Genomic DNA, 21362 nt, shown 5'->3' with positions numbered 1-21362 from the left:
CCGACACAGGAGAATCAGTGCTCGAGTCACACACCTTCGATCAGCTTCGCATCGGCCTGGCCACTGCTGACGACATCCGTCGTTGGTCCTTCGGCGAGGTCAAGAAGCCCGAAACCATCAACTACCGCACGCTCAAGCCCGAGAAGGACGGCCTCTTCGGCGAGCAGATCTTCGGCCCCTCCCGCGACTGGGAGTGCGCCTGCGGAAAGTACAAGCGCGTCCGCTTCAAGGGCATCGTCTGCGAGCGCTGCGGCGTCGAGGTCACCAAGTCCTCGGTCCGTCGTGAGCGCATGGGCCACATCGAGCTCGCCGCTCCCGTGACCCACATCTGGTACTTCAAGGGCGTGCCCTCGCGCCTCGGGTACCTGCTCGACATGGCGCCGAAGGACCTCGAGAAGGTCATCTACTTCGCCGCGTACATGGTCATCTCGGTCGATGAGGATGCGCGTCACCGCGACCTCCCCACCCACGAGAACAACCTCCGCCTCGAGATCAAGAACCTCGGCGACCGCCGTGACGCCCGCGTGGCGTCGCGTCTGGCCAAGCTGGAGGAGGAGCTCGCGACCCTCGAGGCCGACGGCGCCAAGGCCGACCAGAAGAAGAAGGCCAAGGACTCCGCCGAGAAGGACATGGCGACGGTCCGCAAGAACTTCGACGAGCAGATCTCGCGCCTCGAGCGGGTGTGGGAGGAGTTCCGCTCCCTCGAGGTCGGCCAGCTCAAGCAGGAGGACGACGTCTTCCACGAGCTGCAGGACCGCTTCGGTCAGTACTTCGAGGCCTACATGGGCGCCGAGGGCATCCAGCGCCGCCTCGCGTCGTTCGACCTGGCCGCCGAGGCCGACTCGCTGCACCTGCAGATCTCCGAGGGCAAGGGCCAGCGCAAGATCCGTGCGATCAAGCGCCTGAAGGTCGTCAACTCGTTCCTGCAGACCGGCATGTCGCCGGCCTCGATGGTGCTCGACGTCGTCCCGGTGATCCCGCCGGAGCTGCGTCCGATGGTCCAGCTCGACGGTGGCCGCTTCGCGACCTCCGACCTCAACGACCTGTACCGCCGCGTGATCAACCGCAACAACCGTCTGCGTCGTCTGATCGACCTCGGGGCTCCCGAGATCATCGTCAACAACGAGAAGCGGATGCTGCAGGAGGCCGTCGACGCGCTCTTCGACAACGGCCGCCGCGGTCGCCCCGTCACCGGCACCGGCAACCGTGCGCTGAAGTCGCTGTCGGACATGCTCAAGGGAAAGCAGGGACGTTTCCGTCAGAACCTGCTCGGAAAGCGCGTCGACTACTCGGGTCGTTCGGTCATCATCGTCGGACCCCAGCTGAAGCTGCATCAGTGCGGTCTGCCCAAGCAGATGGCTCTCGAGCTCTTCAAGCCGTTCGTCATCAAGCGCCTGATCGACCTCGGTCACTCGCAGAACATCAAGGCGGCCAAGCGTGCCGTCGAGCGCACGCGTCCCGAGGTCTGGGACGTGCTCGAGGAGATCATCCGCGAGCGCCCCGTGCTGCTCAACCGTGCACCCACCCTGCACCGCCTGGGCATCCAGGCCTTCGAGCCCCAGCTCGTCGAGGGCAAGGCGATCCAGCTGCACCCGCTCGTGTGCGCCGCGTTCAACGCGGACTTCGACGGTGACCAGATGGCCGTCCACCTGCCGCTCTCGGTCGAGGCGCAGGCCGAGGCCCGCATCCTGATGCTCGCGTCGAACAACATCCTCAAGCCCTCCGACGGCCGTCCGGTCACCCTGCCCTCGCAGGACATGATCATCGGCCTGCACCACCTGACCACGGTCATCGAGGGTGCCAAGGGCGAGGGCCGCGTGTTCGGCTCCGTCGGCGAGGCGATCCTGGCGAAGGACGAGGGCACCCTCGACCTGCAGGCCAAGGTCCGCATCCGCATCCCCGGTCTCGCGTTCCTCGAGGGCGACGCCCCCGAGGGCTACGAGCGTCACGGTCTGGTCGACGCGTCGCTCGGACAGGCGATCTTCAACGACACCCTGCCCAAGGGCTACCCGTTCGTCCGCGAGCAGGCCGACAAGGGCAAGCTGTCGCAGATCGTCAACAAGCTGGCCGAGGAGTACCCCAAGACCGAGGTCGCGGCATCCCTCGACCGGATCAAGGACGCCGGCTTCCACTGGGCGACCCGTTCGGGCGTCACCGTGGCGCTCAGCGACGTCCTGACGCCGCCGAACAAGGCCGAGATCATCTCGAAGTACGAGAAGCTCGCGTCGAAGGTCCAGGGCCAGTTCGAGAAGGGTCTCGTGACCGACGCCGAGCGTCGCCAGGAGCAGATCAAGATCTGGACCGAGGCGACCGACGAGGTCCAGGCCGCCATGAAGGCGAACTTCCCGGCCGAGAACACCATCAACCGCATGGTCTCCTCGGGCGCCCGTGGTAACTGGCTGCAGATCCGTAACATCGCCGGTATCCGAGGCCTGGTCAACAACACCAAGGGTGAGATCATGCCGCGTCCGATCATCTCCTCGTACCGCGAGGGGCTGTCGGTGGCGGAGTACTTCACCGCGACGCACGGTGCCCGTAAGGGTCTGGCCGACACCGCTCTGCGTACCGCCGACTCGGGTTACCTGACCCGTCGTCTGGTGGACGTCTCGCAGGACGTCATCATCCGCGAGGACGACTGCGGCACCTCGAAGGGCCTCGAGCTCCCGATCGCCGCAGCCGGCGCCGACGGCGCCCTCATCAAGGACGCCAACGTCGAGAACTCGGTGTTCGCCCGTACGCTGGCGGCCGACGCCGTCTCGCCCTCGGGCGAGGTGCTGGCCGCGGCCGGCGACGACGTGGGCGACGTGCTGATCAACAAGCTCGTCGAGGGCGGGGTGACCTCCATCAAGGTCCGCTCGGTCCTGACCTGCGACTCCGCCGTCGGCGTCTGCGCGAAGTGCTACGGCCGTTCGCTGGCCACCGGCAAGATCGTCGACATCGGCGAGGCGGTCGGCATCATCGCCGCCCAGTCGATCGGTGAGCCCGGTACCCAGCTGACGATGCGTACCTTCCACACCGGTGGTTCGGCTTCGGCCGATGACATCACGCAGGGTCTGCCCCGCGTGCAGGAGCTCTTCGAGGCCCGTACCCCCAAGGGTGCGTCCCCGATCTCCGAGGTCACCGGCCGCGTGACGATCGACGAGACCGAGAAGTCGAAGAAGATCATCATCACGCCCGACAACGGCGACGAGCCCGTGGTCTACCCGGTCCTCAAGCGTGCGACCCTCCTCGTCGAGGACGGCCAGCACGTCGAGGTCGGCGACCCGCTTCAGGTCGGCACGCTCGACCCGAAGGACATCATGCGCGTGCAGGGTGCCCGTGAGGTGCAGAAGTACCTCGTCGGCGGCGTGCAGGGCGTGTACCGCTCGCAGGGTGTGCCGATCCACGACAAGCACATCGAGGTCATCGTCCGTCAGATGCTGCGGAAGGTCACCGTGGTCGACCACGGCGACACGACGCTGCTGCCGGGTGAGCTGGTCGACTTCAAGCGCTACCAGCAGATCAACCGCGAGGCGGTCGGCGAGGGCAAGCGTCCCGCGTCGGGTCGTCCCGAGCTGATGGGTATCACCAAGGCGTCGCTCGCGACGGAGTCGTGGCTGTCGGCCGCGTCGTTCCAGGAGACCACCCGCGTCCTCACGCAGGCGGCCATGGAGGGCAAGAGCGACCCGCTCGTCGGCCTCAAGGAGAACGTCATCATCGGAAAGCTCATCCCCGCCGGAACGGGCCTTGCGAAGTACCGCAACGTGGCCGTCGAGGCGACGGAGGAGGCGAAGAGCGAGCGGTACCCCAACCGCATCTTCGCGTCGGACGGCGCGTACAGCGACGCCGACCTGAGCTACGTCGACTTCGACAGCTTCTCCACCGACGGCGACTTCACCAGCTACAACTGATCGATCGCTGATCTCGCGAAGGGCCCCGGGCATGTCCCGGGGCCCTTCGTCGTGTCGGTCGGTCCGAGTCGGCGCCGCCGGATTAGCGTGGAGAGGTGGCACGCATCGGGGGTCGGAACGTCGTCTTCGCCTGGATCGTCGGCGTCATCTGCGCCGGAGTGATCGGCGCGCTCGCGATCTTGACGGTCCCGCTGGTCACGACGGGGATGGGACTCCTCGGTGAGAGCGGCGGTGCCGGAGGTGCTGCCGCGGCCGACGGGCCGCAGGAGTGCCGCGACCTGTACCCCGAGGCGCTGTGGGTGACGTTGCAGTACTCGGCCGGCGCGCAGCTCGAGCAGACCTCGGACGCCCCCGTCTCGACGGCCGTCGCCCTCGTGGAGGCTCTCGCCCCCGAGGTGCGTTTCACGTGCACCTGGACCTCGGATGCCGGCTCGATCTCGACCACCGTCGGGTCGGTGGGAACGGATGCCGGCTCGATCGCGGCATCCGCTCTGCCCGCTCAGGGATTCGCCTGCGACGAACGCGGCGTGCGCACGCTCTGCTCGCGCACCGACGGCGACCTCGTCGAGACGATCGAGGCGGGGGAGGGGCATTGGGTCTCGACGTCGCAGTCGGCCTGGCATCCCGAGCAGTACGCGAGCCGGGTGGGCAACGCGGTCTTCGCCGCGGACGACTGATCCGGCGCGACCACCACGGCCGCGCGAAGCCTCAGGGGGCGGGGGTGGCGGCCCCCGCGGGCCACAGCGACGCGATGATCCCGGAGGTGTAGCCCTCGGGCGCGAGGTGCGAGAACTGCGTGTCGATCAGCACGCCGTCGCGGAAGAACAGCGTCCGCCCGTCGGTGACGGGATAGCGCGCGTTCTGCCAGGTCTTCTCGCAGCGCACGCCGCCGGCCGGCTCGTAGCAGGTGAACCCGATGCCGGTGAGCTCGTTGAAGAAGTCGATCACGGGGTTGCGCTCGGCGTAGGCGATAGTGGTCTCGATCTTCGCGGTGTCGGCGGCGGGGTCGGCCCAGACGCAGCGCAGTGATCCGTCGGGCCGGGTGCCGCTCTCGCCGAAGCCCGGGTCGTTCAGGGGCACGGCGGCGAGCGCCGCCCGGGCGGGGGCGCCGAGGATGCCGGCGCAGTCGCGCGGCAGCACGGTGGTCGACACGACCGAGCCGGATGCCGCGGGCGGCGGTCCGCCCGCTTCGGCGGAAACGGTCATCGCCGGGGACGGGGTCGGCGCATCGCTCGCCGCCGTATTATCCGGCGTCGCCGCTGCACCGGTGCCGGGCTCGGGGGCGCACCCCGCGAGCAGCGCGACCGCGACGAGCAGCGCTGCGGGCGCGAGGCGGGGGAGGGGGCGCGAGGTCATGGGACGACGATACGTCCGGCCGCCCGGACGGGTGCGCAGACACGTCGGCACGCCTGCGCGGTGCGCCCGCGTCGCCGGGATATCCTCGCCTCTGCGGCGGCACCGGCCACCGCGTGAGGAGCACATCGCATGAGCGACCCCAAGTACGGCGAGCCGGTCGACGAGCCGAAGCCGGTGGACGACGTCGTGGGCAGCGCCCGGGCAGGGCTCGCCGACGCCGAGGCGTCGCGCGATGCGGTCTCGGCCGATGACTGGGATGCCGCTTACGCCGGCTCCGGGACTCTGCCCGAGCGATCCGCCGACGCCGACGACGCAGAACGCCCCGCAGTCGACCGCACGACCTCCGACGCCGACGCCGCCCGGCTCGACGCCGCCGCACGCGACGAGCGCACCGACACCGTCGGCTCGTCCGCGACCTCCGACAGCTGGAACTCCCCGAGCGAATGGGACACCCCGCGCGATGCCGGCGACACGGCCACCGCGGACCGGGATGCGGATGCCGCCGCAGCCGGCACCACTGCAGCCGGTGGCGCCGCGGGCGCAGCCGCCAGCGACACCGCGACGCGCGCCTACCGCGCCGACGACGCCGACCGCACGAGCACCGTGAGCGCGAGCGAGCCCGTCGCCGAGACGCCGGCTGCTGCTCCGAGCCCGCAGCCGATCTTCGTGCAGGCCCCCGAGGCGCCGACGCCGCGCGGCAACCGCGGAGCGGCCGGGGCCATCGGCCTCCTCGCCGCCGTCGCCTTCGCCCTGATCTACCTCGGTGCCGCTCTGGGCATCGACGCCGTCCGCGGTGAGGTCACGACCGCGAACATCGGCGAGCAGGCTCTCGCCGCCGCCACCTCCTGGTGGCTCTGGGTTCCCGTCGTCGTGTTCTTCCTGGCGTTCTGGATCCTGGGCGCCTTCATCAACCGCGGCCGCTGGGGCCTCTGGGTCCTGCTCGGCCTCCTGGTGGGTCTGGCGTCCTACGCGGGGCACATCGCGGGACAGCTCTTCCAGGCGCCGTTCTGGACGATCGCGCCGAGCCAGGCGCTCACGATCGTCGGTGAGCAGGCCTTCGCCCCGCTCGCGCTCGTCGCACTGGTCGCGGGCCGCGAGCTGACGATCTGGTTCGGTGCGTGGGTCGCCGCCCGCGGCCGTCGGGTCACCGAGCTCAACGCCGAGGCGCAGCGCGAGTACGAGCGCACGCTCGAGGCGGGACCGCAGCTGCACCGCTACTGATGACCACTGCCTCCGGCGGAATGCGCCCCGGGCTCGCCACCGCTTTCGCGGTCGTGGGCTTCGGGGCGCTCGCCATCTGCGGCCTGGGCATCCTGAGTCTGGTGACCGGTCAGGACGTCCTCGCGGTCCGCGGGCTCGGGCCGATCCCCGGCGCCGTCGGCTTCGCCGCCGCGGTCGTCGGGATCGCGCTCACGCTGATGGTCGCGCTGCGGGCATCGCATCCGTCGTATGCGATCTCGGTCCTCACGGGGGTTGTCGCGCTGCTGTCGTACCTCGCGGGCCTGGTCGCGTCCGCGCTGATCGTGGGGGTCGACGCGGCTCGTGCCTTCGCCGCTGCCGGCGGGTTCGCGGTGTCGTGGTTCGGTGTCCTGCTCGTCGCCGCAGCGGTCATATCGGGATGGTCGGCCGTCGCGCTGGTGCGGACGCGGGCGACGCCGCCGCGGTGGGCCTGGGAACGCGACGAGGACGAATGACGCGAAATCCCCGCGTCACCGGCCCGGATCGGCGACAATAGCCCCGTGGAGCGGTCGCTCGAGACCCAGGTCAGCCAGGCGGTGGATGCCTGGCTGCGCTGGCTGCCGCGCTGGCAGCCGGCGACCCACCGAGGCCGGATCGCTCCCTGTCGTCGATGCATCGGCTCGCCCGTGCTGTCTGCGGTGGGACTGGGGGCGGACGTGCCGCACGGGGTGCAGCACGGCCTGTCGACGAGGATGAAGGCGATCGTGGATGCCGCCGTCGCCGAGTACACCTCGCGGAACCTGCCGATGCTGCAGGCCGAGCTCGACCAGCAGGCCGCACGCAACCGGGCTCGGAGCTACCGCCCTGCCGAGGGGCTCGCGCCCGAGTTCGAGGGGTTGCCGCTCGACCCCGAGCCGGTGGCCGGGGCGCCCTTCCTGTTCACGATCTCGGGGCTCGCGCAGGAGTCCGACGACGCCGTGCCCGAGCTTCCCCCGCTCAGCAGCGAGGCGAAGGCGGCCCTCCGCCAGGAGGTCGGCCTCGCCGACGACTACGCCAACATGATCGGTCGGGAGGTCTGCGCCGTGCTCCTGCATCACCGGCTGCGCGTGCAGGCGGCCGTCGCGCAGCACGTCGAACCTCAGATCGAGGCCATGCTCGCCGAGCTCACCCGATCGCTCGACGCGCCCTTCGAACCCGGTGCCGAACGCGGGGGCGACACGTGACGACGGTGCGCGGCGCCCGCGGGCTCTATCGTGGGATGCGATGACCACCTCCGGCAACGAATCGCTCCTCATCCTCCTCGTCGTGCTCTCGACGGTTCTGGGTGCGGTCCTCTACGTCTGGACGGCGCTCGCGCTGGCCGGCTTGTTCCGCAAGACGGACGAGGAGCCCTGGCAGGGGTGGGTGCCGGTGCTGAACATCGCGGTCGTGCTGCGCATCGGCGGTTTCAGCCCGTGGCTCGTCCTCATCGGTCTCGTCCCCGTGGCCGGCCCGATCGTGGTCTACGTGCTGCTGGTGATGGCCGCGCACCGCATCGGTCGCGGCTTCGGCGTCGGCCCCGGGATGACGGTGCTGGCCGCCCTGCTGTTCGTCGTGTGGGCGAGCATTCTGGGGCTCGGGCCCGCCCGCTGGCGGGAGGAGCGCGCCGCCGAGGTGGCACCGCCGCCGTGGGTGTTCACACCGCCGCTGTCGGACGCGGAGCAACAGGACGCCCCCGGTCTCGGCGTGCGGCGCACTCCCGAGCCCGCGGCGCCCCCGACGCTGGCCACCCCGACGCTGTCGGCGCGCCACTTCAGCCCCGAACCGCTCGCCGCCAGCGGTGAAGCCGCTCCCGAACGCGAACCCGAGCCGACCGACCTGCAGCCCTCGCCGTGGGCACCGCCGTCGCCGTTCGCCCCTGCCGAGGTGCCCGCCGCCGGCGCGGCGGTCGCTGCCCCGCCCGCCGTGGACGAGCCCGCTGCCGTGACCCCCGGTGCTCCGGCACCCGTCCCGGCTGATCCGGGAGCCGACCCCGCTGCCGTGCTCTTCGCCCCGGCCGACGAGCAAGCGGCGCGACCCGCTGCGGCTGCCGAGCACGCGCCGCCTGCGGCGGCCGCCGAGTCGGCCATGGCGGCCGCGCCCCCGGCGCAGCCCCCGGCCCCGGCCCCGGCAGAGCCCGAGGCTCGGCCGGCGTTCTCCGAGCCCGCGCCGCGCGAAGCGCGCGAGCCGATCCTCCGCGACCCCGCTCCGGCGGCCGAGACCCGCACGGAGGCCGCCAGTGCCGGAGCGGCCGGGGACGCCGACGACGACGGCTCGGACGACGCCCGCTGGCCGTCCGAGATCGACGACGTCTCGGCGATCTCGCCGTCGCCGTTCCCCTCGCGCGCCGCATCCGACCGCCCCGGGGTCATCCCCTCGTTCGCCGACCCGGATTCCGCCGCCGGGATGGGGCCGGGACGCCGGACGTGGGATGCCGTGCCCGCGACCCCGATCGCCCGTCGGGCCTTCGCGCGGACTCCCGACGAGTTCCCGGAGCTCTCCGACGAGGTCTCGGCCGTCGCGAGCGCGCCGGCGGCCGGCGAGCCGCGCACGGCTGAGGCGGCGGTGCCCGCGCAGCTGCGCCGCGCCGAGGTTCCCGACGACGGCGAGATCGACCACACCGTCGTCGTCGCGCGGCGCCGGGTCTACTGGCAGCTCGTCCTGCCCGACGGCGAGGTCGCGCCGCTCACCGGCGACGTCGCGATCGTGGGCCGTCAGCCCGCGCCCGACCCCGCCTACCCGCGGGCCCAGCTCGTGGCCATCGAGGACCGTACGCGCACCGTGTCGAAGACGCATGCACGCCTGGAACTGCGCTCGGGCCTGTGGCACATCACCGATCTCCACTCGACCAACGGCGTCGTGCTGACCAACTTCCTCGGCACCGAGATCGAGCTCGAGCCCGGATCGGATGCTCCGGCAGGCGAGCGCTTCCTCCTCGGCGACGCGGAACTGCGCATCGAGCGCCCCGGAACCTGACCCCGATACCACCGGCATCCACCGGCGTTTGCCCGCCTCGCCGGAGAGGCGTATCATTGACCGGGTGTGCGCTCGTGCGCGCCCTGCGTCGTGCCTCGGTCCGATGGTCAGGTCGAAGCGGAGCACGCGAATCGGGATCGTTCTGCGAACAGGACGCCCCCACGGCATATCCACCCTTCGAAAACGCAGCATTCGTGACGCGCCGGTGGATCTGTGGTGAAACCACGACGCTGTCACCGTGCAGCACTACAAGGAGAGAACGTGCCAACCATTCAGCAGTTGGTTCGCAAGGGTCGCTCGCCGAAGGTCACCAAGACCAAGGCGCCCGCACTGAAGGCGAACCCCCAGCAGGCGGGTGTCTGCACCCGCGTGTACACGACCACGCCCAAGAAGCCGAACTCGGCCATGCGCAAGGTCGCTCGTGTCAAGCTCCGCAACGGCACCGAGGTCACCGCGTACATCCCCGGCGAGGGCCACAACCTGCAGGAGCACTCGCTCGTGCTCGTCCGCGGCGGTCGTGTGAAGGACCTCCCCGGTGTCCGCTACAAGATCGTCCGCGGTGCGCTCGACACCCAGGCCGTCAAGAACCGTAAGCAGGCTCGCAGCCGCTACGGCGCGAAGAAGGGTTGAGTTAGATGCCTCGTAAGGGACCCGCACCCCGCCGCGTCGTCGTCAACGACCCGGTCTACGGTGCTCCGATCGTCACGCAGCTCGTGAACAAGATCCTCGTCGACGGCAAGAAGTCGATCGCCGAGTCGATCGTCTACACCGCCCTCAAGGGCGTCGAGGCCAAGAACGGCCAGGACGCCGTCGCGACGCTGAAGAAGGCGCTCGACAACGTCCGCCCGACCCTCGAGGTCAAGAGCCGCCGCGTCGGTGGCTCGACCTACCAGGTGCCCGTCGAGGTCAAGCCGCACCGCGCGAACACGCTCGCGCTGCGCTGGCTCGTCTCGTACGCCAAGGGCCGTCGTGAGAAGACGATGACCGAGCGCCTGCAGAACGAGATCCTCGACGCCTCGAACGGCCTCGGTGCCGCGGTCAAGCGCCGCGAAGACACCCACAAGATGGCCGAGTCGAACCGCGCCTTCGCGCACTACCGCTGGTAAACAGCTTCTCGGCGCCGGCCGGGGGACCCTCCCCGGCCGGCGCTCCCGACCAAACGTAAGGAACAGCCCGTGGCACAAGAAGTGCTCACCGACCTCAACAAGGTCCGCAATATCGGCATCATGGCGCACATCGATGCCGGCAAGACGACGACGACCGAGCGCATCCTGTTCTACACGGGCGTCAACCACAAGCTCGGCGAGACGCACGACGGCGCCTCGACCACCGACTGGATGGAGCAGGAGAAGGAGCGCGGCATCACGATCACGTCTGCCGCCGTGACCTGCTTCTGGAACAAGAACCAGATCAACATCATCGACACCCCCGGCCACGTCGACTTCACGGTCGAGGTCGAGCGTTCGCTGCGCGTCCTCGACGGCGCCGTGGCGGTCTTCGACGGCAAGGAGGGCGTCGAGCCCCAGTCCGAGACCGTCTGGCGTCAGGCCGACAAGTACGACGTGCCCCGCATCTGCTTCGTCAACAAGATGGACAAGCTGGGCGCCGACTTCTACTTCACCGTCGACACGATCGTCAGCCGCCTGGGCGCCAAGCCGCTCGTGCTGCAGCTCCCGATCGGCGCCGAGAACGACTTCGTGGGCGTCATCGACCTCGTCGAGATGCGCGCGCTGGTCTGGCCCGGCGACGCCAAGGGTGACGTGACCATGGGCGCGAAGTACGAGATCCAGGAGATCCCGGCCGACCTCGCCGACAAGGCCGCCGAGTACCGCCAGCGTCTCCTCGAGACCGTCGCCGAGTCCGACGACGCGCTGCTTGAGAAGTTCTTCGGCGGCGAAGAGCTGACCGTGGCCGAGATCAAGGGCGCCATCCGCAAGCTCACCGTCGCCGGCGAGCTGTACCCGGTGCTCTGCGGCTCGGCGTTCAAGAACCGCGGCGTGCAGCCCATGCTCGACGCGGTCGTCGACTTCCTCCCCTCGCCCCTCGACGTGCCCGCCATCGAGGCGCACGACCCGAAGGACGAAGAGAAGATCATCGAGCGTCACCCCGACGCCAACGACCCGTTCGCGGCGCTGGCGTTCAAGGTCGCCGTGCACCCGTTCTTCGGTCGCCTCACCTACGTCCGCGTGTACTCGGGTCACCTCGACTCGGGCGCGCAGGTCATCAACTCGACCAAGGGCAAGAAGGAGCGCATCGGGAAGATCTTCCAGATGCACGCCAACAAGGAGAACCCGGTCGACTCGCTCACCGCGGGCAACATCTACGCCGTCATCGGCCTGAAGGACACCACCACCGGTGACACCCTCGCCGACCCGGCCGAGCCCGTCGTCCTCGAGTCGATGACGTTCCCCGAGCCCGTCATCGAGGTCGCGATCGAGCCGAAGACCAAGGCCGACCAGGAGAAGCTGGGTGTCGCCATCCAGAAGCTCGCCGAAGAGGACCCGACGTTCCGCACCGAGCTCAACCCCGAGACGGGTCAGACCGTCATCAAGGGCATGGGCGAGCTGCACCTCGACATCCTCGTCGACCGCATGAAGCGCGAGTTCCGCGTCGAGGCGAACGTCGGCAAGCCGCAGGTCGCGTACCGCGAGACGATCCGCAAGGCCGTCGAGCGTCACGACTACACCCACAAGAAGCAGACCGGTGGTTCGGGTCAGTTCGCGAAGATCCAGTTCGCGATCGAGCCGCTCGAGGTCACGGCCGACAAGACGTACGAGTTCGAGAACAAGGTCACCGGTGGCCGCATCCCGCGCGAGTACATCGAGCCGACCAACCAGGGCTTCCAGGACGCGATGAACGTCGGCGTGCTCGCCGGCTACCCCATCGTGGGTGTCAAGGCGATCCTCATCGACGGCGCGTCGCACGACGTCGACTCGTCCGAGATGGCGTTCAAGATCGCCGGCTCGATGGGCTTCAAGGAGGCGCTGCGCAAGGCCAACCCGGTCATCCTCGAGCCCCTGATGGCTGTCGAGGTGCGTACGCCCGAGGAGTACATGGGCGACGTCATCGGCGACCTGAACTCGCGTCGTGGCCAGATCCAGTCGATGGAGGACGGCTCGGGCATCAAGATCGTCCGCGCGCTCGTCCCGCTGTCGGAGATGTTCGGCTACATCGGCGACCTGCGTTCGAAGACCTCGGGCCGCGCGGTCTACTCGATGGAGTTCGACAGCTACTCCGAGGTCCCGCGCGCGGTGGCCGACGAGATCGTCCAGAAGAACAAGGGCGAGTAAGCCCTCGGGATGCCGGGGGCCCATGCTCCCGGCATCCACTCAAACTGAATATCGACCTCTCTACTAGAGTGAAAACATCCCCGTAGAGAACCGGTCGCAATCCAGCGCCCGGAGATCTACAACGACAGTCCTGAGGAGGACCCAGTGGCTAAGGCCAAGTTCGAGCGGACCAAGCCGCACGTCAACATCGGAACCATCGGTCACGTCGACCACGGCAAGACGACGCTCACCGCGGCGATCTCGAAGGTGCTCGCCGACAAGTACCCGTCGGCCACCAACGTGCAGCGTGACTTCGCGTCCATCGACTCGGCGCCCGAAGAGCGTCAGCGTGGTATCACGATCAACATCTCGCACGTCGAGTACGAGACCCCCAAGCGTCACTACGCTCACGTCGACGCCCCGGGTCACGCTGACTACATCAAGAACATGATCACCGGTGCCGCTCAGATGGACGGCGCGATCCTCGTGGTCGCCGCCACCGACGGCCCGATGGCTCAGACCCGCGAGCACGTGCTGCTCGCCAAGCAGGTCGGCGTTCCCTACCTGCTGGTCGCGCTCAACAAGTCGGACATGGTCGACGACGAGGAGATCCTGGAGCTCGTCGAGCTCGAGGTCCGCGAGCTCCTCTCGTCGCAGGACTTCGACGGCGACAACGCTCCCGTCGTCCGCGTCTCGGGCCTGAAGGCTCTCGAGGGCGACGAGAAGTGGGTCAACGCGATCGTCGAGCTCATGGACGCCGTCGACGAGTCGATCCCCGACCCCGTGCGTGACAAGGACAAGCCGTTCCTCATGCCCGTCGAGGACGTCTTCACGATCACCGGTCGTGGAACCGTCGTCACGGGCCGCGCCGAGCGCGGCACCCTCGCCATCAACTCCGAGGTCGAGATCGTCGGCATCCGCCCGACGCAGAAGACCACGGTCACGGGTATCGAGATGTTCCACAAGCAGCTCGACGAGGCCTGGGCCGGCGAGAACTGTGGTCTGCTCCTCCGCGGCACCAAGCGTGACGACGTCGAGCGTGGCCAGGTCGTCGTGAAGCCGGGTTCGGTTACCCCGCACACCAACTTCGAGGGCACTGCCTACATCCTCTCGAAGGAGGAGGGTGGCCGTCACAACCCCTTCTACACGAACTACCGCCCGCAGTTCTACTTCCGCACCACGGACGTCACCGGCGTCATCTCGCTGCCCGAGGGCACCGAGATGGTCATGCCCGGTGACACCACCGACATGTCGGTCGAGCTCATCCAGCCGATCGCCATGGAAGAGGGCCTCGGCTTCGCGATCCGTGAGGGTGGCCGCACCGTCGGCGCCGGCACGGTGACCAAGATCATCAAGTAAGTCTTTCGACTTCCTTCGCGAAACCCCTCGGACCTTCGGGTCCGGGGGGTTTCGTCGTTCCGGCGTCTGCGCAACCTGTTGACGTCGCGGCGGCGGGCGCGCTGTCATAGCGGTACATCGACCCGACGAAAGGACGATCATGGGCGTCGACGACATCATCAACAAAGGCAAGCAGATGTTCGAGCAGAACCGAGACAAGATCGAGGAGGCGCTCAAGAGCGAGAAGGCCGAAGAGGTCAGCGACAAATTCCTTCAGGGTGCGGCGGACGCCGTGAAGAAGGTCGTTCCCGAGCAGCATCACGGCAAGGTCGACGAGGTCCGCGAGAACGTCGACAAGAACATCGGCAACCAGTAGCCCGCGCCGAGAACGCACCCTCTCCGCGAGAGCGCACCGTGAATGGTGCGTCGTCGCGGAGAGGGTGCGTTCTCGCGTTGACGGTGGGGATTCCTCCCCCGGGAAGCGGGGCGCCGGCGAGTCCACGGGGAGTCGGGCGCGGGGGGATGCGGGGCGGCGCCGGGGGCACCGTGGGGGAGTGACCGAGCGCGACGAACTGATCCTGCGGGGCGATGCACATGTGCGCGGCGAGACCGCGGCCCTCGAGCGTGCCGTCCGGGCGGGAGAGCTCGTGCGCGTGCGGCGGGGCGTCTACATTGCGGCGACGCGCTGGGCCGCCGCGCGGCCGGAGGAGCGGATGCGGCTGCGCGCACACGCCCTCGCCGCGGTGGCGATTCGTGAACCGGTGTTCTCGCATGCGACCGCGGCCGCTCTCCACGGGCTGCCCGTCCATCGCGGTGATGACGGCCGGGTCCACACCCTCGAGCTCGGGACCGCGCCCGCGCCGAGCCGCAGCGACGTCGTGCGCCACCGGCACGAGGTCGCGGGTGCCGATGTCTCGCACATCGGGGGGCTTCAGGCGACGAGCATCGCGCGCACGCTGTTCGATGTGCTCTGCGTCGAGAACGCCGAGACCGCGACGGCGGCGATGGACGCGGCGCTGCGAGCGGCGGCGTGGCGGCGGCAGGGCGCATACGACCGTGCCGCCGCCGCGGCGCTCGCCACTGACGTGACCGCCCGCATCGAGCAGTCGCCCGGGGCCCGCGGCATCCGTCGTGCGCGCTTGGTCGCCTCGATCGCCGACGGCCGGGCGCAGCTGCCGGGGGAGAGCATCAGCCGCCTGTGGATGCGGCAGCTCGGCGCCGCGGAACCGGTGTTGCAGCATCCTGTCGCGCTCGGTGGCGGGCGGTGGGCGTTCCTCGACTTCGCGTGGCCGCGGTTGCGGCGCTTCGGCGAGTTCGACGGCGACGGCAAGTACCTCGATCCCGCTCTCGTCGCGGGCCGTTCGCCGCGCGACGTGCTGCGCGCCCAGCGCGAGCGCGAGAGCCGCATCGTCGCGGCGACCGGCTGGACCCCGGTGCGCTGGGGCTGGGAGCGCCTCGCGTCGCGCCCGTCATTCGCCGCGTTCCTCCGCTCGCACGGCCTGCTGCGCTGAGTCGCAATCGTCCCGTGAGAGCGCACCATCGACGCGAGGGTGCACCATAGAAGGTGCGTGGCCGCGGGGAGGGTACGCGTTCGGCGGGCCCGCCCTCACGGCACGCGGCGCGACGCGGATATCGCGACACGCCCGGGTTTGCGACACGCCCGGGCGGCACGTAGACTATTCAGGTTCCACATTCCGATGGGTGCCCAGCATCCCGGATCACTGTCACGAGAGTGCATAGGCGGCGCGCAGCGCAGAGTCCTAGGCCGCGGGCAGATGAACATCGAACCCCACACCGACCTGGAGACAGGATGCGCGCGTGCGCGCACGGTGCGGAACCGCGGGGAGACCCGCGGGTTTGACATCAGAACAGTGGTGCAGCATCACCGCCCCGGCGGTGAGAAGTGCCCGGCGCAGACCGCGCCACCGGGCGTCCAATGCGCTCGCGACCAGCGAGACGTAAGACGCGATAAAGAGAGTGAGCAGACAAATGGCGGGACAGAAGATCCGCATTCGCCTGAAGTCGTACGACCACGAGGTCATCGACACCTCGGCACGCAAGATCGTCGACACCGTGACCCGTGCGGGCGCGACTGTCGTCGGACCCGTGCCGCTGCCGACCGAGAAGAACGTCGTGTGCGTCATCCGGTCGCCCCACAAGTACAAGGACAGCCGCGAGCACTTCGAGATGCGCACCCACAAGCGTCTGATCGACATCGTCGACCCGACGCCCAAGGCTGTCGACTCGCTCATGCGACTCGACCTCCCGGCCGACGTCAACATCGAGATCAAGCTCTGAGGTTCGACATGGCTGACATCAACTCCAAGGTTTCCAAGGGCCTCCTCGGCACCAAGCTCGGCATGACCCAGGTCTGGAACGAGCAGGGCAAGCTCGTCCCCGTCACGGTCATCGAGATCGCGCCGAACGTGGTCACCCAGGTCCGTACGCCCGAGAAGGACGGCTACTCGGCCGTTCAGATCGCTGCCGGCCAGATCGACCCCCGCAAGGTCAACAAGCCCCTCACGGCCCACTTCGAGGCCGCCGGCGTGACCCCGCGTCGCCACCTCACCGAGGTGCGCACGGCGGATGCCGCTGACTACTCACTCGGTCAGGAGCTCACCGCCGGTGACACGTTCGAGGCCGGCCAGCTGGTCGACGTCGTCGGCACCAGCAAGGGCAAGGGCACCGCGGGTGTCATGAAGCGCCACAACTTCAAGGGCGTCTCGGCCTCGCACGGTGCGCACCGCAACCACCGCAAGCCCGGTTCCATCGGTGCCTCGTCGACGCCCAGCCGCGTCTTCAAGGGCATGCGCATGGCCGGCCGCATGGGTGGCGAGCGCGTGACCGTCCTCAACCTCACGGTGCACGCCGTCGACGCCGAGAAGGGTCTGCTGCTCGTCAAGGGCGCCGTCCCCGGTGCACGCGGCCGCATCGTCTACGTCCGCAACGCTGTGAAGGGTGCCTGATCATGGCTGACTCGACTCTCGCGCTCGACGTCCGGAGCGCTTCCGGCAAGAAGGCCGGCTCCGTGGAGCTGCCCGCCGCGCTCTTCGACGTCAAGACCAACGTTCCCCTCATCCACCAGGTCGTCGTCGCGCAGCTCGCGGCGGCTCGCCAGGGCACCCACTCGACCAAGCGTCGCGGTGAGGTCTCGGGCGCCGGCCGCAAGCCCTTCAAGCAGAAGGGCACGGGTAACGCCCGTCAGGGCTCGATCCGCGCGCCGCACATGACCGGTGGTGGCATCGTGCACGGCCCCAAGCCGCGCAACTACTCGCAGCGCACCCCCAAGAAGATGGTCGCCGCCGCACTCCTCGGAGCGCTCAGCGACCGTGCTCGCGGCCAGCGTCTGCACATCGTCGACTCGTTCGGTGTCGAGGGCACGCCCTCGACCAAGGCTGCTGCGGCGGTTCTGACCGGCCTCGGCGCCACGAAGAACGTCCTCGTGGTCATCGAGCGCGGTGACGAGATCACCGTCAAGAGCGTGCGCAACCTCGCGTACGTCCACGTGCTGACGTTCGACCAGCTCAACGCCTACGACGTGCTCGTCTCGGACGACCTCGTCTTCACCAAGGCCGCCTACGACGCGTTCGTCGCGTCCAAGGCCGGCGCCACCGAGGAGGTCTCGGCATGACCGCCGTCAACAAGGACCCGCGCGACATCATCCTGAAGCCGGTCGTCTCCGAGAAGAGCTACGGGCTCATCGACGAGGGCAAGTACACGTTCCTCGTGGACCCCCGTGCGTCGAAGACCGAGATCAAGCTCGCGATCGAGAAGATCTTCGGCGTCAAGGTCGCAGCGGTCAACACGCTCAACCGCGCGGGCAAGTCCCGTCGCACCCGCTTCGGCACCGGCAAGCGCAAGGACACCAAGCGCGCCATCGTCACCCTGAAGTCGGGCACCATCGACATCTTCACGGCAGTCGGCTGACGGTCGGGATAGAGGACAACGAACATGGCTATTCGCAAGTACAAGCCCACGACCCCGGGTCGCCGCGGTTCGTCGGTGGCCGACTTCGCCGAGATCACCCGATCGACGCCCGAGAAGTCGCTCCTCCGTCCGATCGCCAAGACCGGTGGCCGTAACAACCAGGGCCGCATCACGACGCGTCACATCGGTGGTGGCCACAAGCGCCAGTACCGCGTGATCGACTTCCGTCGCAACGACAAGGACGGCGTCAACGCCAAGGTCGCTCACATCGAGTACGACCCCAACCGCACCGCGCGCATCGCGCTGCTGCACTACTTCGACGGCGAGAAGCGCTACATCATCGCCCCGAACAAGCTCCAGCAGGGCGACATCGTCGAGTCGGGTGCCGGCGCCGACATCAAGCCCGGCAACAACCTGCCGCTGCGCAACATCCCGACCGGTACGGTCATCCACGCCATCGAGCTCCGCCCCGGCGGCGGCGCGAAGATGGCGCGCTCGGCCGGCGCCAGCGTGCGTCTGGTCGCGAAGGACGGCCCCTACGCCCAGCTGCGTCTGCCCTCGGGCGAGATCCGCAACGTCGATGCGCGCTGCCGCGCGACCATCGGCGAGGTCGGCAACGCCGAGCAGTCGAACATCAACTGGGGCAAGGCCGGCCGCAAGCGCTGGAAGGGCGTTCGCCCGACGGTTCGTGGTGTCGCCATGAACCCGGTCGACCACCCGCACGGTGGTGGTGAGGGCAAGACGTCCGGTGGACGTCACCCCGTCACTCCCTGGGGCCAGGCTGAGGGTCGCACCCGCCACCCCAACAAGGAGAGCGACAAGTACATCGTCCGCCGTCGCAACGCCGGCAAGAAGCGCAAGTAGGAGTAGAGGAAGATGCCTCGCAGCCTGAAGAAGGGCCCCTTCGTCGACGAGCACCTGCTTCGCAAGGTGGTCGCGCAGAACGAAGCCGGCTCCAAGAACGTCATCAAGACCTGGTCGCGCCGTTCGATGATCATCCCGGCCATGCTCGGCCACACGATCGCCGTGCACGACGGACGCAAGCACATCCCCGTGTTCGTGTCCGAGACCATGGTCGGCCACAAGCTGGGCGAATTCGCGCCCACCCGCACCTTCCGCGGCCACGTGAAGGACGACAAGAAGGGCCGCCGCCGCTGACGCGGGGGCAGTTCCAGAGAGGACAGAGGAGGAGAGACATGGTGGAATCCACCGCGCGCGTGAAGCACATCCGCGTGACCCCTCAGAAGGCTCGTCGTGTCGTCGCGCTCATCAAGGGCAAGCAGGCTCAGGAGGCACTCGCCATCCTGAAGTTCGCACCCCAGAGCGCCAGCGAGCCGATCTACAAGCTCGTCGCCTCGGCCGTCGCGAACGCTCGCGTCAAGGCCGATAAGGACAACGAGTTCCTGGACGATGCAGACCTGTACGTGAAGAACGCGTACGTCGACGAGGGCACGACGCTCAAGCGTTTCCAGCCCCGCGCCCAGGGTCGTGCCTTCCAGATCAAGAAGCGCACGAGCCACATCACGGTCGTGCTGTCGACGCCGGAGAACGCGGATGCCGCGGCCGCCGGTACGAGCAAGAAGGCGAGCAAGTAATGGGACAGAAAGTCAACCCGTACGGCTTCCGCCTCGGCATCACCACGGACCACGTGTCGCGTTGGTTCTCGGACTCGACCAAGCCGGGCCAGCGTTACGCCGACTACGTCGCCGAGGACATCAAGATCCGCCGTCTGCTGACCACGTCGCTCGACCGCGCCGGTGTCAGCAACATCGAGATCGAGCGCACCCGTGACCGCGTCCGCGTCGACATCCACACCGCCCGCCCGGGCATCGTGATCGGTCGCCGCGGCGCCGAGGCCGAGCGCATCCGCGCCGACCTCGAGAAGCTCACCGGCAAGCAGATCCAGCTCAACATCCTCGAGGTCAAGAACCCCGAGGCCGACGCCCAGCTCGTCGCGCAGGGCATCGCCGAGCAGCTCTCGGCTCGTGTGGCGTTCCGCCGCGCGATGCGCAAGGGTCTGCAGGGCGCTCAGCGCGCCGGCGCCAAGGGCATCCGGATCCAGGTCTCGGGCCGCCTCGGCGGCGCGGAGATGAGCCGCTCGGAGTTCTACCGCGAGGGCCGCGTGCCCCTGCACACGCTCCGCGCGAACATCGACTACGGCTTCTACGAGGCCAAGACCACCTTCGGCCGCATCGGTGTGAAGGTCTGGATCTACAAGGGCGACCTGACGGCCAAGGAGCTCGCTCGCGAGCAGGCCAACGCGCCGAAGACCTCGCGCGGTCGCGACGACCGCGGTGACCGCCGTCGCGGTCCCCGCAACGAGGCCCCCGTGGCAGAAGGAGCGTCGGCCTGATGCTTATCCCCCGTAAGGTCAAGTACCGCAAGCAGCACCACCCCAAGCGCGATGGCCAGGCCACCGGCGGCACGAAGGTCTCCTTCGGCGAGTTCGGCATCCAGGCACTCACGCCCGCTTACGTGACCAACCGTCAGATCGAGTCCGCTCGTATCGCCATGACGCGTCACATCAAGCGTGGCGGCAAGGTGTGGATCAACGTCTACCCCGACCGTCCGCTCACCAAGAAGCCCGCCGAAACCCGCATGGGTTCGGGTAAGGGCTCGCCGGAGTGGTGGGTCGCCAACGTCAAGCCGGGTCGCGTCCTCTTCGAGGTCGCCGGAGTCAACGAGGAGCTCGCTCGCGAGGCCCTGACCCGTGCCATTCACAAGCTGCCGCTGAAGGCACGCATCATCAAGCGCGAGGAGGGCGACGCGTAATGGCTGTCGGCACCAAGACGCTCGCCCCGAGCGAGCTCGACACGTTCGAAGACCAGCGCCTCGTCGAGGAGCTGCGCAAGGCCAAGGAAGAGCTGTTCAACCTGCGCTTCCAGTCGGCCACCGGCCAGCTCGAGAGCCACGGCCGCATCCGTGCGGTCAAGCGCGACATCGCGCGGCTCTACACGGTGATCCGCGAGCGCGAGCTCGGCATCCGTGCCACGCCCGTCGCGGAGGCGCCGAAGGCGAAGAAGACCAAGGCCAAGAAGGCGGATGACGCCACCGAGGCCGCGAAGGAAGAGACCGAGTAATGGCTACCGACAAGAACGCCGCTGAGGCTGTCGCCGAGGGCCACGAGCACGGCGAGCACGACGTCCGCGACCCGCAGGCCCGCGGTTACCGCAAGGCTCGTCGCGGCTACGTCGTGAGCGACAAGATGGACAAGACGATCGTCGTCGAGGTCGAGGACCGCGTGAAGCACCCGCTCTACGGCAAGGTCATCCGCCGCACGTCGAAGGTCAAGGCCCACGACGAGGCCAACACCGCCGGCATCGGCGACCTCGTCCTCATCAACGAGACTCGCCCGCTGAGCGCCACCAAGCGCTGGCGTCTGGTCGAGGTCCTCGAGAAGGCGAAGTGA

At 68.8% G+C, this 21362-nt stretch carries 24 protein-coding genes; 23 read left to right on the top strand and 1 reads right to left on the bottom strand.

Annotation, left to right across the window (positions count from 1 at the left end; genetic code table 11):
- Positions 1 to 17: 17 nt before the first annotated feature.
- Together rpoC and C3481_RS14100 are read left to right on the top strand one after the other, a co-directional pair.
- The gene (rpoC, locus tag C3481_RS14105) at positions 18 to 3890 is read left to right on the top strand and encodes a DNA-directed RNA polymerase subunit beta' (protein ID WP_023954013.1); all 3873 of its coding nucleotides are present in this window, start codon (positions 18 to 20) and stop codon (positions 3888 to 3890) included.
- A 95-nt stretch (positions 3891 to 3985) separates the two neighbouring features.
- Complete coding sequence (locus C3481_RS14100) at positions 3986 to 4567, top strand: hypothetical protein (protein ID WP_023954015.1); 582 nt, start codon at positions 3986 to 3988, stop codon at positions 4565 to 4567.
- 31 nt (positions 4568 to 4598) lie between these two features.
- On the opposite strand, the gene C3481_RS14095 is transcribed toward C3481_RS14100, so the two are convergent.
- The gene (locus tag C3481_RS14095) at positions 4599 to 5246 is read right to left on the bottom strand and encodes a hypothetical protein (RefSeq protein WP_103842940.1); all 648 of its coding nucleotides are present in this window, start codon (positions 5244 to 5246) and stop codon (positions 4599 to 4601) included.
- 129 nt (positions 5247 to 5375) lie between these two features.
- Here C3481_RS14095 and C3481_RS14090 point away from each other — a divergent pair, with 129 nt between their 5' ends.
- The 21 genes from C3481_RS14090 (at position 5376) to rpsQ (ending at position 21362) form a co-directional block, all read left to right on the top strand.
- A complete protein-coding gene (locus C3481_RS14090; RefSeq protein ID WP_103842938.1) occupies positions 5376 to 6467 on the top strand; it encodes an ABC transporter in 1092 nt (363 codons plus the stop codon).
- The gene (locus tag C3481_RS14085; protein ID WP_103842936.1) at positions 6467 to 6940 is read left to right on the top strand and encodes a hypothetical protein; all 474 of its coding nucleotides are present in this window, start codon (positions 6467 to 6469) and stop codon (positions 6938 to 6940) included. Before C3481_RS14090 ends, C3481_RS14085 begins: the two co-directional genes overlap by 1 nt.
- Positions 6941 to 6985: 45 nt before the next feature.
- Complete coding sequence (locus C3481_RS14080; protein WP_071919051.1) at positions 6986 to 7648, top strand: spermidine/putrescine ABC transporter substrate-binding protein; 663 nt, start codon at positions 6986 to 6988, stop codon at positions 7646 to 7648.
- A gap of 40 nt (positions 7649 to 7688) precedes the next feature.
- Positions 7689 to 9419 (top strand): DUF5684 domain-containing protein, encoded by a 1731-nt coding sequence (locus C3481_RS14075; protein WP_103842934.1) that lies wholly within the window; start codon positions 7689 to 7691, stop codon positions 9417 to 9419.
- A gap of 261 nt (positions 9420 to 9680) precedes the next feature.
- Entirely contained in the window at positions 9681 to 10049 is a 369-nt protein-coding gene (rpsL, locus tag C3481_RS14070) for a 30S ribosomal protein S12 (protein WP_018187369.1), read from the top strand.
- A 5-nt stretch (positions 10050 to 10054) separates the two neighbouring features.
- Positions 10055 to 10525 (top strand): 30S ribosomal protein S7, encoded by a 471-nt coding sequence (gene rpsG / locus C3481_RS14065; RefSeq protein ID WP_023954027.1) that lies wholly within the window; start codon positions 10055 to 10057, stop codon positions 10523 to 10525.
- A 69-nt stretch (positions 10526 to 10594) separates the two neighbouring features.
- Positions 10595 to 12709, top strand: a complete 2115-nt coding sequence (gene fusA / locus C3481_RS14060) for an elongation factor G (protein WP_064955471.1) — start codon at positions 10595 to 10597, stop codon at positions 12707 to 12709.
- A 144-nt stretch (positions 12710 to 12853) separates the two neighbouring features.
- A complete protein-coding gene (gene tuf / locus C3481_RS14055) occupies positions 12854 to 14047 on the top strand; it encodes an elongation factor Tu (protein WP_023954029.1) in 1194 nt (397 codons plus the stop codon).
- Positions 14048 to 14186: 139 nt separating this feature from the next.
- Positions 14187 to 14402, top strand: a complete 216-nt coding sequence (locus C3481_RS14050; RefSeq protein WP_023954031.1) for an Rv0909 family putative TA system antitoxin — start codon at positions 14187 to 14189, stop codon at positions 14400 to 14402.
- A gap of 178 nt (positions 14403 to 14580) precedes the next feature.
- Positions 14581 to 15537: a hypothetical protein gene (locus C3481_RS14045; RefSeq protein ID WP_103842932.1), complete on the top strand. Its 957-nt coding sequence runs from the start codon at positions 14581 to 14583 to the stop codon at positions 15535 to 15537.
- Between the two features lie 478 nt (positions 15538 to 16015).
- Positions 16016 to 16324, top strand: a complete 309-nt coding sequence (gene rpsJ, locus C3481_RS14040; protein WP_017201594.1) for a 30S ribosomal protein S10 — start codon at positions 16016 to 16018, stop codon at positions 16322 to 16324.
- Between the two features lie 8 nt (positions 16325 to 16332).
- On the top strand, positions 16333 to 16992 hold the full coding sequence (rplC, locus tag C3481_RS14035) for a 50S ribosomal protein L3 (protein ID WP_023954036.1): 660 nt from the start codon (positions 16333 to 16335) through the stop codon (positions 16990 to 16992).
- A 2-nt stretch (positions 16993 to 16994) separates the two neighbouring features.
- A complete protein-coding gene (rplD, locus tag C3481_RS14030) occupies positions 16995 to 17657 on the top strand; it encodes a 50S ribosomal protein L4 (protein WP_023954038.1) in 663 nt (220 codons plus the stop codon).
- A complete protein-coding gene (gene rplW, locus C3481_RS14025) occupies positions 17654 to 17953 on the top strand; it encodes a 50S ribosomal protein L23 (RefSeq protein WP_023954040.1) in 300 nt (99 codons plus the stop codon). The genes rplD and rplW overlap by 4 nt, the downstream gene beginning before the upstream one ends.
- Before the next feature lie 24 nt (positions 17954 to 17977).
- Positions 17978 to 18817 carry a 50S ribosomal protein L2 gene (rplB, locus tag C3481_RS14020; protein ID WP_023954042.1) on the top strand — a complete coding sequence of 280 codons (840 nt, stop codon included), beginning with the start codon at positions 17978 to 17980 and terminating at the stop codon, positions 18815 to 18817.
- 12 nt (positions 18818 to 18829) lie between these two features.
- Complete coding sequence (gene rpsS / locus C3481_RS14015; protein ID WP_023954043.1) at positions 18830 to 19111, top strand: 30S ribosomal protein S19; 282 nt, start codon at positions 18830 to 18832, stop codon at positions 19109 to 19111.
- Between the two features lie 38 nt (positions 19112 to 19149).
- Positions 19150 to 19548 carry a 50S ribosomal protein L22 gene (rplV, locus tag C3481_RS14010; RefSeq protein WP_036304774.1) on the top strand — a complete coding sequence of 133 codons (399 nt, stop codon included), beginning with the start codon at positions 19150 to 19152 and terminating at the stop codon, positions 19546 to 19548.
- Positions 19548 to 20306, top strand: coding sequence for a 30S ribosomal protein S3 (gene rpsC / locus C3481_RS14005; RefSeq protein WP_023954045.1), 759 nt, complete (start codon positions 19548 to 19550; stop codon positions 20304 to 20306). The genes rplV and rpsC overlap by 1 nt, the downstream gene beginning before the upstream one ends.
- Positions 20306 to 20725, top strand: coding sequence for a 50S ribosomal protein L16 (gene rplP, locus C3481_RS14000; RefSeq protein ID WP_023954047.1), 420 nt, complete (start codon positions 20306 to 20308; stop codon positions 20723 to 20725). Before rpsC ends, rplP begins: the two co-directional genes overlap by 1 nt.
- Positions 20725 to 21033 (top strand): 50S ribosomal protein L29, encoded by a 309-nt coding sequence (gene rpmC, locus C3481_RS13995; RefSeq protein ID WP_023954048.1) that lies wholly within the window; start codon positions 20725 to 20727, stop codon positions 21031 to 21033. Before rplP ends, rpmC begins: the two co-directional genes overlap by 1 nt.
- Positions 21033 to 21362 carry a 30S ribosomal protein S17 gene (gene rpsQ / locus C3481_RS13990; protein WP_023954049.1) on the top strand — a complete coding sequence of 110 codons (330 nt, stop codon included), beginning with the start codon at positions 21033 to 21035 and terminating at the stop codon, positions 21360 to 21362. Before rpmC ends, rpsQ begins: the two co-directional genes overlap by 1 nt.

Origin of the sequence: Microbacterium sp. Ru50 (genome assembly GCF_002920555.1) — a bacterium.
GTDB lineage: Bacteria > Actinomycetota > Actinomycetes > Actinomycetales > Microbacteriaceae > Microbacterium > Microbacterium arborescens.
This window is presented reverse-complemented; position numbering and strand designations above follow the sequence as displayed.

Excerpts from the sequence above, each read along its gene's own strand:
- rplV (WP_036304774.1), top strand. The coding sequence starts at position 19,150 with ATGGTGGAATCCACCGCGCGCGTGAAGCACATCCGCGTGACCCCTCAG.
- rplW (WP_023954040.1), top strand. The coding sequence starts at position 17,654 with ATGACCGCCGTCAACAAGGACCCGCGCGACATCATCCTGAAGCCGGTC.
- rplP (WP_023954047.1), top strand. The coding sequence starts at position 20,306 with ATGCTTATCCCCCGTAAGGTCAAGTACCGCAAGCAGCACCACCCCAAG.
- C3481_RS14085 (WP_103842936.1), top strand. The coding sequence starts at position 6,467 with ATGACCACTGCCTCCGGCGGAATGCGCCCCGGGCTCGCCACCGCTTTC.
- rpmC (WP_023954048.1), top strand. The coding sequence starts at position 20,725 with ATGGCTGTCGGCACCAAGACGCTCGCCCCGAGCGAGCTCGACACGTTC.
- C3481_RS14050 (WP_023954031.1), top strand. The coding sequence starts at position 14,187 with ATGGGCGTCGACGACATCATCAACAAAGGCAAGCAGATGTTCGAGCAG.
- rpsJ (WP_017201594.1), top strand. The coding sequence starts at position 16,016 with ATGGCGGGACAGAAGATCCGCATTCGCCTGAAGTCGTACGACCACGAG.
- rplB (WP_023954042.1), top strand. The coding sequence starts at position 17,978 with ATGGCTATTCGCAAGTACAAGCCCACGACCCCGGGTCGCCGCGGTTCG.
- C3481_RS14095 (WP_103842940.1), bottom strand. The coding sequence starts at position 5,246 with ATGACCTCGCGCCCCCTCCCCCGCCTCGCGCCCGCAGCGCTGCTCGTC.
- rpsG (WP_023954027.1), top strand. The coding sequence starts at position 10,055 with ATGCCTCGTAAGGGACCCGCACCCCGCCGCGTCGTCGTCAACGACCCG.
- rpsS (WP_023954043.1), top strand. The coding sequence starts at position 18,830 with ATGCCTCGCAGCCTGAAGAAGGGCCCCTTCGTCGACGAGCACCTGCTT.
- rplC (WP_023954036.1), top strand. The coding sequence starts at position 16,333 with ATGGCTGACATCAACTCCAAGGTTTCCAAGGGCCTCCTCGGCACCAAG.
- rpsC (WP_023954045.1), top strand. The coding sequence starts at position 19,548 with ATGGGACAGAAAGTCAACCCGTACGGCTTCCGCCTCGGCATCACCACG.
- rpsQ (WP_023954049.1), top strand. The coding sequence starts at position 21,033 with ATGGCTACCGACAAGAACGCCGCTGAGGCTGTCGCCGAGGGCCACGAG.
- rplD (WP_023954038.1), top strand. The coding sequence starts at position 16,995 with ATGGCTGACTCGACTCTCGCGCTCGACGTCCGGAGCGCTTCCGGCAAG.
- C3481_RS14075 (WP_103842934.1), top strand. The coding sequence starts at position 7,689 with ATGACCACCTCCGGCAACGAATCGCTCCTCATCCTCCTCGTCGTGCTC.
- C3481_RS14090 (WP_103842938.1), top strand. The coding sequence starts at position 5,376 with ATGAGCGACCCCAAGTACGGCGAGCCGGTCGACGAGCCGAAGCCGGTG.